Annotated in this window: 12 protein-coding genes and 1 tRNA gene; 6 read left to right on the plus strand and 7 right to left on the minus strand. The window is 40.9% G+C overall.

Translation table 11 applies throughout. The annotated features are described in order from the left end of the window. Positions 1 to 198: 198 nt before the first annotated feature. Together ACTF6W_RS01445 and ACTF6W_RS01450 are read left to right on the plus strand one after the other, a co-directional pair. Complete coding sequence (locus ACTF6W_RS01445; protein WP_438992761.1) at positions 199 to 576, plus strand: hypothetical protein; 378 nt, start codon at positions 199 to 201, stop codon at positions 574 to 576. 84 nt (positions 577 to 660) lie between these two features. Then, a complete protein-coding gene (locus ACTF6W_RS01450; protein ID WP_438992762.1) occupies positions 661 to 2,250 on the plus strand; it encodes a peptide chain release factor 3 in 1,590 nt (529 codons plus the stop codon). A 14-nt stretch (positions 2,251 to 2,264) separates the two neighbouring features. Here the strand turns inward: ACTF6W_RS01450 and ACTF6W_RS01455 are convergent, their stop codons facing one another. Both ACTF6W_RS01455 and ACTF6W_RS01460 read right to left on the minus strand, forming a co-directional pair. After that, positions 2,265 to 2,894 carry a nitroreductase family protein gene (locus ACTF6W_RS01455; RefSeq protein WP_438992763.1) on the minus strand — a complete coding sequence of 210 codons (630 nt, stop codon included), beginning with the start codon at positions 2,892 to 2,894 and terminating at the stop codon, positions 2,265 to 2,267. 17 nt (positions 2,895 to 2,911) lie between these two features. Further along, the gene (locus tag ACTF6W_RS01460) at positions 2,912 to 3,505 is read right to left on the minus strand and encodes a hypothetical protein (protein WP_438992764.1); all 594 of its coding nucleotides are present in this window, start codon (positions 3,503 to 3,505) and stop codon (positions 2,912 to 2,914) included. Positions 3,506 to 3,641: 136 nt separating this feature from the next. Between ACTF6W_RS01460 and ACTF6W_RS01465 the strand changes: the two genes are divergently transcribed. Next, positions 3,642 to 3,716 (plus strand) — tRNA-Val (locus tag ACTF6W_RS01465). A gap of 400 nt (positions 3,717 to 4,116) precedes the next feature. On the opposite strand, the gene ACTF6W_RS01470 is transcribed toward ACTF6W_RS01465, so the two are convergent. Continuing rightward, positions 4,117 to 4,476: a hypothetical protein gene (locus tag ACTF6W_RS01470; protein WP_438992765.1), complete on the minus strand. Its 360-nt coding sequence runs from the start codon at positions 4,474 to 4,476 to the stop codon at positions 4,117 to 4,119. Between ACTF6W_RS01470 and ACTF6W_RS01475 the strand changes: the two genes are divergently transcribed. Continuing rightward, complete coding sequence (locus ACTF6W_RS01475) at positions 4,476 to 4,661, plus strand: hypothetical protein (RefSeq protein ID WP_438992766.1); 186 nt, start codon at positions 4,476 to 4,478, stop codon at positions 4,659 to 4,661. The genes ACTF6W_RS01470 and ACTF6W_RS01475 overlap by 1 nt on opposite strands. A 13-nt stretch (positions 4,662 to 4,674) precedes the next feature. Here the strand turns inward: ACTF6W_RS01475 and ACTF6W_RS01480 are convergent, their stop codons facing one another. Together ACTF6W_RS01480 and ACTF6W_RS01485 are read right to left on the minus strand one after the other, a co-directional pair. Next, positions 4,675 to 4,983: a hypothetical protein gene (locus ACTF6W_RS01480; protein ID WP_438992767.1), complete on the minus strand. Its 309-nt coding sequence runs from the start codon at positions 4,981 to 4,983 to the stop codon at positions 4,675 to 4,677. Positions 4,984 to 4,990: 7 nt separating this feature from the next. Then, positions 4,991 to 6,217, minus strand: a complete 1,227-nt coding sequence (locus tag ACTF6W_RS01485; RefSeq protein WP_438992768.1) for a sulfite oxidase — start codon at positions 6,215 to 6,217, stop codon at positions 4,991 to 4,993. A gap of 150 nt (positions 6,218 to 6,367) precedes the next feature. Between ACTF6W_RS01485 and ACTF6W_RS01490 the strand changes: the two genes are divergently transcribed. Continuing rightward, positions 6,368 to 7,138, plus strand: a complete 771-nt coding sequence (locus tag ACTF6W_RS01490; RefSeq protein WP_438992769.1) for a carbon-nitrogen hydrolase family protein — start codon at positions 6,368 to 6,370, stop codon at positions 7,136 to 7,138. A gap of 356 nt (positions 7,139 to 7,494) precedes the next feature. After that, the gene (locus ACTF6W_RS01495) at positions 7,495 to 7,878 is read left to right on the plus strand and encodes a hypothetical protein (RefSeq protein ID WP_438992770.1); all 384 of its coding nucleotides are present in this window, start codon (positions 7,495 to 7,497) and stop codon (positions 7,876 to 7,878) included. Positions 7,879 to 7,956: 78 nt separating this feature from the next. On the opposite strand, the gene ACTF6W_RS01500 is transcribed toward ACTF6W_RS01495, so the two are convergent. Next, positions 7,957 to 8,862, minus strand: a complete 906-nt coding sequence (locus tag ACTF6W_RS01500) for a TauD/TfdA dioxygenase family protein (RefSeq protein WP_438992771.1) — start codon at positions 8,860 to 8,862, stop codon at positions 7,957 to 7,959. A 43-nt stretch (positions 8,863 to 8,905) separates the two neighbouring features. Beyond that, on the minus strand, positions 8,906 to 9,755 hold an 850-nt coding region (locus ACTF6W_RS01505; RefSeq protein WP_438992772.1), incomplete at its 5' end, for an aminotransferase class I/II-fold pyridoxal phosphate-dependent enzyme.

Consider the following 9,755-nt stretch of genomic DNA (forward strand, 5'->3'; position numbering starts at 1 on the left):
AAATTTGATACACTTCATGGGTAGTTGTAAAATATTTTTACATAATTTTAGAAATTAACTATATAAATTAATACCTAAATCACATTTATGTCATTGAAATATAGTAATAATTGCTTTTTTTAAATTCCCTTGTTATACAATTTATAAATGATTAACAAAAAGTTAACGATTTAGTTTTGAGTATATAGGGCAATCATCATGTTTAAAAAAGCGATTATAGCTTCAGTAAGCTTATTCATATTTTCGGCTTCATTTGTATTTAATAGTCATGCGTCTGTTCATGGCGAAATTCCAGCATATGATGATACGGTTTCATATGATTTATCTTATTATGAAGATAAGCAAAATCGTTGCCTTCAAGCTTTTAGCCAATCTGAATTTGATGTGGCCTATGCGATTTGTACACCGCTTGCCAATCTTGGGTTTAAAGATGCGCAATTGGTAACAGGATTACTCTATGCGTTTGGCGAAGGCGTTGATAAAGATCTTAACCGCGCAAAAATTTGGTTAAAAGAAGCACTTAAAAATGGCCGCGAAGATGCGGCACAAGCACTTGCTGACTTTGATTTAAACTAAGCTCAAAAATAAAGCTGTACTTTAGACAGTGAAGCTCTTAAATTCCGGCGAGTTTAAGAGCTTTTTTTATTTTAGAGAATACTGATGTCCCAACTCGATACTGAAGTCGACCGCAGAAAAACTTTCGCTATTATTGCGCATCCGGATGCCGGTAAAACAACTTTAACAGAAAAGTTATTGTTGTTCGGTGGCGCCATTCAAATGGCCGGCGAGGTTAAAGCACGCGGCGATCGTCGTCGCGCCCGTTCTGACTGGATGAAGGTTGAGCAAGAACGCGGTATTTCCGTGGCATCATCCGTGATGTCATTCGAATATGAACGACGTATGTTTAATCTTCTTGATACACCGGGCCATGAAGATTTCTCGGAAGATACATACCGTGTGTTGACCGCGGTGGATAGCGCCGTAATGGTACTTGATAGTGCGAAAGGTGTTGAGGGACAAACCAAAAAGCTATTTGAAGTTTGCCGCCTAAGAGACATGCCGGTGATATCATTTTTTAATAAAATGGACCGCGAAGCACTGGACCCATTTGAACTGCTTGATAATCTTGCTGATACGCTTGCGCTTGATGTGGCGCCAGCCACATGGCCGATTGGAATGGGGCGTGATTTCAAAGGCTGTTATGATTTGATCAATGACAGACTTATTTTAATTGAACGCAGTAAAGGTGATCGTCCGGATGATGGAGTTGTCTGTGAAGGTGTTGATGACCCTAAATTAAAAGAACTTCTTCGTGAAGATTTACTTGAGAAACTTCGTGAAGATGTGGAAATGGTACGCGAACTATGCCCTGAATTTGATGCTCAAGCCTATCAAGAAGGGACGATGACCCCTGTCTTTTTCGGTAGTGCGATTAATACATTTGGCGTTAAAGAATTATTGGATGGCTTAACATCACATGCCCCTAGACCGGGTGAATATAATACTCAAACGCGCGGCGTTGATGCCTATGAAACGAAAATGAGTGGTTTTGTTTTTAAAATTCAAGCCAACATGGATCCTAAACATCGCGATAGAATTGCATTCTTCAGAATGGTTTCCGGGAAATTCAAAAGAGGAATGAAGCTTAAACATGTGCGCAGCGGTAAAACCGTAAATTTACATAATCCGGTTCTTTTTCTGGCGCAGGACCGCGAACTTGCCGAGGAGGCGTGGCCTGGTGATATTATCGGAATACCAAACCACGGTAATTTAAGAATTGGTGATAGTCTGACCGAAGGTGAAGAATTAAGGTTCACGGGCATTCCAAGTTTTGCACCGGAATATATTCAAACGGTTCGCGCAGAAGACCCGATGAAAGCAAAACATTTATCAAGAGCACTCATTCAATTAGCAGAAGAGGGCGCGGCCCGCGTTTTTAAACCTGTTATCGGTGCCGAATGGTATGTGGGCGTCGTCGGTATGCTACAATTCGAGGTAATGGCCGACCGCATCAGAACCGAATATGATGTGCCGTGTCGGTTTGAAAATACATCACTCTACACGGCGCAGTGGGTAGAAAGTGACGATGCTTTCAAATTAAAGAAATTCGTCGATACCAATAAAGCCAATATGGCCGAAGACCATAACGGCTCCCCTGTGTTTTTAGCGAGGAATTCCTGGCGACTTGATAAAGCTATTGAAGAAAATCCGGATTTAAGATTTCTTAAAACAAAAGAACAACAAATTTAATTGAACGGCTTTTGTTAACCTTGCCATTTTTGGGTAAGTTCTTTTATGTCAGGTCTACCGCGCTCAGCGGGCTCTTTTCCTGCGGTGCCGATATAGATGAAACCCGCGATGCGTTCGTCTTTCGATAAACCAAGATGAGCAAGAAATTCATCATCATAGGCATACCATTCAGAAAGCCATTGTCCCGCAAAACCAAGGGCATTAGAAGCGAGCAAAATATTTTGACAAACAGCGCCAGCGGTTAAAATTTGTTCCCATTCTGGAACTTTTGGATTATCTGGTGTTGCCGTTGATATGACGGCAATCACCAGTGGCGCCCGAGTTAAAAGATTTTGCTCAAAATCCAATAAATCATTATCAGTATCAGGATTATTTTTCACAAAAATGGATCTAAGTTTTTCGCCAGCTTTGTGGCGCGCGTCACCTTCTATCGTTAAGAACCGCCATGGTACTTGTTTTTTATGATCCGGTACGCGCGATCCTATTGTTAAGATTAAATCGATCTCATCCTGACTTGGTCCCGGACCGATCATATCTTTTACTGTCAATGAACGGCGCCTTAAAAGTATTGTAAGCATTTCTTCAGATGGATTGGCCGCTGCTAATCGTTCACACATTTCAGGTGATTTATTAAGTAATGTCATAAATTGTCCAAAAATTACTAAGGTTTTACTGTTACTGTATTTGTTTTAACACTTTCCCCAGGAAAGTCTTCAAATAAAGCATTTATAAGAAAAGGCATAGTTTGTGCTAGGCTTGCATTTCTGTTGATGCTTTCAACGTGGCCTTCATAAACCCGTTGCCCGGTTGATAAGTCGGTAATATTCATATGAAATTTGATTAAATAATTTGGATCTCTGTTAGAGGAACCTAAGCTGGTAGATACTCCCATGCCGACGGATGTACCTCTGCGGCCTCCGCTACCGACACCCATACCAACGGATATTGGTGATCTTTCGGATGCAACAAGACCTTCAAGCGATTCAATGCTATAAGCGATTTCTGCAACAAATTGGGACGCACTCCCGCTTGGGGGTTTAAAGCCCGCTTTTCCAAGCTGACCACCTACCATGCCAGCATAACTGCCAAATTCAATGCTTTGCTGCAACGAAGGATCCATTGCGATCACTTCAATGGTTTGCCCGTTCGGTTGGGATAATTGATGAAACCGTGTCACATTGCTTTTTACATTTGATGAACACGCTGTCACTAAGACAAGTCCGGCGATAAGTATGCTTTTTTTAAAGAAGTTCATAATAATCTCAATTTCTTATTTCCAATTAGACTATCAAATCATGTCTTAATCTTCCATGAATAAATATACATATGCAATTATATTTGGACTTGCTTATTCGAAGAAACTGAGTATAAATCTCTCTTCACCCTTTTGTGGGCGGTTAGCTCAGTGGTAGAGCGCCTCGTTGACATCGAGGAGGTCACAAGTTCGATACTCGTACCGCCCACCATCCATTCCTCTTTGAGCCAACAAATATTAGCTTAAAAGTCTATCTTTTCTGCCATTTATCTATTTATTCTTCATAGTTATCGTCCGTTAATTCCTCACGAACTGGAATTTAATTCTAATGTAGTTAAGCGCGAATTGCACGGCTAATTGTGACCTATGTGTGACAAATGTATGATTTAATCGTAACCTATGTGACCTACATATGGATGGAGACACATGCTAATAAGGTTAAGCATTCGGTACAGGCTCAACGACCCACAATACACGCACGGTTAACATTGAGTTGCCCCGCGGTTCGTTGTTGTGTCTAAAGTATGTTGTTTTCGGGAAAGACACTGATACGGAAACTAATAGAAACACATTCTGAAGGACTGAAAACGACCTTTAGCGGATGTTCATTTTCACAGGTCTTCTTCTATTCTTTTACATTCGGCAAGTAAAATACGTTTCGTCAGTCCGTGTGCAGACCTAACGTGACGTGCTTTTAACTCCAATTTCTTGGGAAGGTCTGTATTGCTACCATGTAATGACCAAGTTAATAAGCCAACCGTAACGATAGGAAAATCTACATCTAATTTAAAAGGCACTACTTTTTGTAGTTGATCGACGTAAATTCTTCCATTTCTTGTGATCGAATTAAAACGGGTTACATTTCCTGTAATAATATCTTCATATGGCATTTCGTTTCTTGTGTTCACCCAGTCTTGAGTGTCTTGGTCAAATGATGTGTGAAGCCGCACTAGCGGGAATTGGAATTGCAATGCTGCCGATCTTTTATGTTGCGGAACATATAAAAAGTGGCTCTTTAATCTCAATACTTCCAAATTTCACGACCCAACCAACACGGGATATTCACGCAGTTTTTATGCCCAATAGGTTTCTATCTTCCCGGTTACGTTTGATGATTGATCACTTAAGCGATGCATGTAAATCGCTTCCCTGGTGAATATAAATTTAACTTAAGGGCTATTCTCAGGAGAGACATGAGTGCCAAGGTAATTTAAGATTTTTAACCGGTCCTCTTCATCAAGTTCCGGCATTCCTTGTTCAGAAACCATATAATCCAGTGTTTCGTCCCACACTTCACGGGAAAGTTTTTGTTGTACGACTGTTTTAATCGAATGGCACGCGGAACACAGATAAAATACTTCTTCACGGCCTTCACCTAAAGGCAAAAGCGCCATTTCGGGCTCTTCTTCCTCTTGTGCAATGAGATTGGATGTCAAAGAGGCGGATAACATCAGTATTAAAAATAAGGATCTGATCATAATATAATTAAACCCTTTTAACGGCAATGCGGTGAAGGCTGTTATTTAGGTATCCCTTGGGGTTCCAATCAATCGCAAATGGTTGTGAAATGCCATTTGCATCGGTAGCCTTGGCCCAAATTTCATAATATCCTTTTTCAGGAAGATTAATTTGCGCGCTCCAGCGTTGCCAAGCATGCGCATTGTTGGGTGAGGTTAGTTCCGCTTTTTGCCAAGTTGCACCAAAATCATGGCTGACATCAACCGATTTAATAGATGTATCTCCGGCCCAAGCATGACCGCGAACTTCAAGCATGCTTTCTGAAACGCTTTTCATTGTTTCAGGATGGGTAATAAGCGATTTTACCGGCATGGCTTCAATGATTTGGAAATCTTCGGTTGCTACTTTCTCACCCGGCGACACTTTGTATGAAGGAACGCGGTAAGATGTGCCGGTCATTTTAGCACCGTCATGAACCTGATCGCGTAAAAAGATACGGTTCAACCATTTTTGCGAACAAGACCCAGGCCAACCCGGCACCACTAGACGAAGCGGCGCGCCGTTCATTGGATGAAGCGCTTCACCGTTTTGTTCAAATGCGATTAAGTTATAAGGATCCATTGCCTTATCAATTGGTAGACCACGTGAAAGTGGTTGCAAATCAGGATTACCGGAAAGATGGGTATCTGCGCTTTCATGGGCCGTATAAATAGCCTCTGGTTTAACACCTGCGGCTTTTAATACATCACTAAGGCGAACGCCTGTCCAATTGGAGCACGCAACGGCACCATAGGTCCATTGATTACCACGTGCTGGGGGATCAAAAAACGCACGGCCATTACCGCCACATTCAACCAGTAAGTCATAGCTCACAACGTCAAACTGATTTTTTAAATCATCAATGGATAAGGAAAGAATATTTTCAACAAGACCATCGATGGTTAAACGCCATGAGTTTAAATCAACATCTTCAGGGGGATTGCCGTTATTTCTAATAAAATGTCTGTTGGTTGGTGTGATGGTATCATCTAATAAATGTGCGGGCGTTTCTGCATTAAGCGGGCGATCATTTAATTCCGTTAAGCCAACCTTACCCGGAATATTGGAAGCATCTTGTGCTAAGGCAATCGGTACAAAGCTAGCGGGCATATTACGCGCAAATGGGATAGCCATGCCGAATATTAATCCTGCACTGGCGCCGCCAGTACGCATAAGGAAATTACGTCTATTCCAGCTATGCTCGTTTTTTGCCATTTAATTGCTCCCTGTTTATCTTTGTGAAAACGGATCATATAGTCTTGTTTCCACGATATCAAGTCAGTCTCATCCTATGACTATACACAAGTTTAGAATGACGTTAATATCATCACAAATTAGATAATAATAGTATTTAAGGACGTAAATATGGCGACAGTCGCATTTGTAGAATGGCCTGATGGTTTAAAAACAGAAGACGCTGAATGGGGTAATATTCAACAGCAAGTTAAATCGGCAAATCCGGATATCCTCGTGACAAATGAAATGCCATTTGGTTCATGGCGACCTGTTGTAGAAAAATTTAATCTTGAGGAAGCACAAGCATGGGTCGAAGAACATGATATAGCGATGGGAAAATTATCGCAATTGGATGTTGCCGCAATTATTTCCTCAAGACCTAAACTGGTGAACGGAAAGTTGGTCAATGAAGTTTTTTTACTTGAAGGTGATCATTATCAACCAATGCATCAAAAGCATTATTTTCCCTCTGAAGAGGGCTGGCACGAAGCATCATGGTTTGAAACTGCTTTAGACGGGTTTGAGCTTACAGAAATTGCGGATTTAAAAGTGGGTGTTTTGCTTTGTACGGAGCTTATGTTCACGGAAAAAGCGCGGCACTATGGCCGGCTCGGCGCAAATTTAATCGTATCACCCAGAGCAAGCGGTAAAAATACCAATAATTGGGAAGCAGCCTGTGCGATGGCCTCAGTAACCTCAGGCGCATATGTGTTGAGCTCAAACCGTGTCGGACAATCAAAGGAAAATTTACCCGAATTTGGCGGTATTGGTATAGCATACGCGCCCGCTGGCAAACGCATTGGAAGTACCGATAAAGAAAACCCGATAAAAGTGATCGATATAGACATCGAAGCTTCAAGAAAAGCGCAGACAGAATATCCATGCTATCTGAAATATTGACTTTATTTAAGAATTTCAGATTTGAATTGATACTCACTTTGAAGAAGTTTTAAATGACTCCTTTCGACCTAATGCGGACATTCGTCAGGATCTAATTTGACTGTTCATTTCAATTGAAATAGGTTTTCTATTCCTCAGGCACAAACACCCAACTCTTAGCTTGATTTAACTAGGTCAATTTAACAAAACTGAAAATCTTTACACATTAAGATGTTCTTAATACATTGGTCATAAACTATTGATTGATATATAGATATTTTGTTCTATTTTTACTGGTCAATCAAGAACCTTTAAACAAGCCATTTTTGTATAACAAAATTATTCTGTGAATTTACAATTCCAGAAAGGAAATTGTTATGCCACTAGAAGAAAATTACATATACTTCAGTGAACCGGAACTAAGGAAATCTTTGGTAAGTTTTTCTAAACTACGACATCAATATTTTGATCAATTTGAAATCGAAAATTCTATAATTTCTGATAATGATGGTTCTAAAGTAACTTTGTTGGTGGATAAGACACTCGAATTTGACGACGACAAAATAACTTATTCCAATGCGGAAGTAGCTGCTGCATTGTTAGCATTTTGTATGGTTGCAAAAATACCGATCCCCAAAGCAGGCACTAAAGAACTTCTCGTTAACGACAATAAGCTATATTTGAAGATATGTTTAGAGCAGGAAGTAGCTTTTGAGGAATATGTTATTTCTAAATCTATGGAAAATACATCTCAAGCCTGAGCAATTTTCCAGACCATTCGGACTATGGGTTGAGTGTCTGCTTCCGACCCAAAGCGGACATTCAGATGCTGGTGATGATTAAGCTGTATTCAAAGCTACAGCGCCCACTATCTGTTCACCATTCATGGTTAGTCGATACATAAGTCGCTCATATTTATTGTCATCAAATGGTGACGGTGCGTGCATGGTACAGCGGTTATCCCAAAGCACCAAATCACCGGGTTGCCATGCATGGGCGAAGGCAAATTCGGGTTTTGTGGCGTGACTTAATAGCTCTTCCAGTAGTTCTCTTGCTTGTTTATCATCCATCCCATTTATGCGTTCAATATGAATGTTGGTGGCATAGATTGACTTATTATGGGTCACCGGATGCTCAGCGACCAAAGGCCGTGTGATCGGTGGTAAATTCGCCTTCAATTCCTCGCTTAAAGGAGGGCGATGCGGATTTGTTTGACGCAGGAGTTCGTTTAAGTGATCATATGAGTGTACCGCAGTTAGCGGGTTTATGCGCTTTTTAAGGTCATCTGATAGCGCGTCATACGCATGGTTCATTCCCGCGTACCATGTAGCGGCACCCTCCTTTGGTGCGGTCAAACAATAAAGGCAGGAACCGATGGGCTGGGGATGGCGGAACGTATCATCACTGTGCCAGAGTAACTCTTCATCGGATTTAATCCACAGTGCTTTTCTCTTTCCTTCTTCCATCAAGGTACCAAGGCGGAGAATTTCAGGATAATCTGGTAATAGAAAGTCTGGGTTATATTTTTCGTTTTTCTCCACAACGCCAAATAGTGCGGCAAAATCACAAAGCTGCTTTGGGGTTAGATGCTGCTGATTACGGATCAAGAGTACTCCACCACTTTGATAAAAAGCCTTAACCAAAATATCTCTGGTTTGATCATTGAGATCAGCAAGGTCAAGATCGTTAAGTTCGAGCCCGAACCCGGAAGAGGTTAAATAAGAGCAGCTATTCGCAATTGGCATAATTAAGGTCCTTGTTCCTAATTCGTTTAATTTGAGTTCTCAGTTAAGCACGGCACTTAAAATATTGGTCTAATCGATCCAAACCTTTTTCAATGTCATTTTTACTGCCGCCTCCTGCGCCAACCCGTATATGGTTTGGATACCCGTAAGCGCTTCCCGGCATAACCATTAAACTATAAGGCTTTTTAAGTAATGTTTCAGCTACTTCGGTAGAACCTAAATCAATATTTAATTTACATAAACCGATTAAGCCGGCAACCGGTCGAACCCATGATAATTCATCATGAGTTTTTACAAAATCATCTAACAAGTCTAAATTTTCTTTTGCCGACTTTCGCGCTTTTCTAACGGCTGCTTTAAACCGGTCTTCTCTTAATGCAATATCGGCTATTGCTTCACCCATTATGTTCATTATTTCGCTGGTATCTTCTCTTAAAACAATACTATCGAATAATAAGTTTTTGTCTCTGGTGACCATCCATCCTGTCCGGAGGCCCTGCAAGCCAAGCACTTTTGATACACTTCCTGTACTAATTCCACGGTCATATAATGTTGCCATTCTCGGTGTTAAGGGACAATTCCATTCCATATTGCGGTAAACTTCGTCGGTGAGTACATATGCGCCAACTTTATCTGCCAAATTTACTATATGTAAAAGATCTGCTTCGTTCAAAACATGACCTGTCGGATTATTCGGATTGCAGAGGAAAATTAGTTTGGTTTTTTCAGTGATAAGCTCTTCCAATTGGCCAAAATAAAACATCCAACCATTATCTTCTTGTCTTTCCAGTTTTTTTACCGTAGCTCCAATAGCTTTTCCCAATACTAAAGGCTGCGGCCATCCTGGAACATCCACAATCATTTCATCACCTGGACCGACAATATTGCTAATG

The sequence above is a fragment of the Pseudemcibacter sp. genome (assembly GCF_965661635.1).
Taxonomy (GTDB): domain Bacteria; phylum Pseudomonadota; class Alphaproteobacteria; order Sphingomonadales; family Emcibacteraceae; genus Pseudemcibacter.

Bases quoted from the DNA above. Each gene is read 5' to 3' on its own strand.
- ACTF6W_RS01445 (WP_438992761.1), top strand. From the start codon at position 199: ATGTTTAAAAAAGCGATTATAGCTTCAGTAAGCTTATTCATATTTTCG.
- ACTF6W_RS01450 (WP_438992762.1), top strand. From the start codon at position 661: ATGTCCCAACTCGATACTGAAGTCGACCGCAGAAAAACTTTCGCTATT.
- ACTF6W_RS01455 (WP_438992763.1), bottom strand. From the start codon at position 2,894: ATGACATTACTTAATAAATCACCTGAAATGTGTGAACGATTAGCAGCG.
- ACTF6W_RS01460 (WP_438992764.1), bottom strand. From the start codon at position 3,505: ATGAACTTCTTTAAAAAAAGCATACTTATCGCCGGACTTGTCTTAGTG.
- ACTF6W_RS01475 (WP_438992766.1), top strand. From the start codon at position 4,476: ATGCTGCCGATCTTTTATGTTGCGGAACATATAAAAAGTGGCTCTTTA.
- ACTF6W_RS01480 (WP_438992767.1), bottom strand. From the start codon at position 4,983: ATGATCAGATCCTTATTTTTAATACTGATGTTATCCGCCTCTTTGACA.
- ACTF6W_RS01485 (WP_438992768.1), bottom strand. From the start codon at position 6,217: ATGGCAAAAAACGAGCATAGCTGGAATAGACGTAATTTCCTTATGCGT.
- ACTF6W_RS01490 (WP_438992769.1), top strand. From the start codon at position 6,368: ATGGCGACAGTCGCATTTGTAGAATGGCCTGATGGTTTAAAAACAGAA.
- ACTF6W_RS01495 (WP_438992770.1), top strand. From the start codon at position 7,495: ATGCCACTAGAAGAAAATTACATATACTTCAGTGAACCGGAACTAAGG.
- ACTF6W_RS01500 (WP_438992771.1), bottom strand. From the start codon at position 8,862: ATGCCAATTGCGAATAGCTGCTCTTATTTAACCTCTTCCGGGTTCGGG.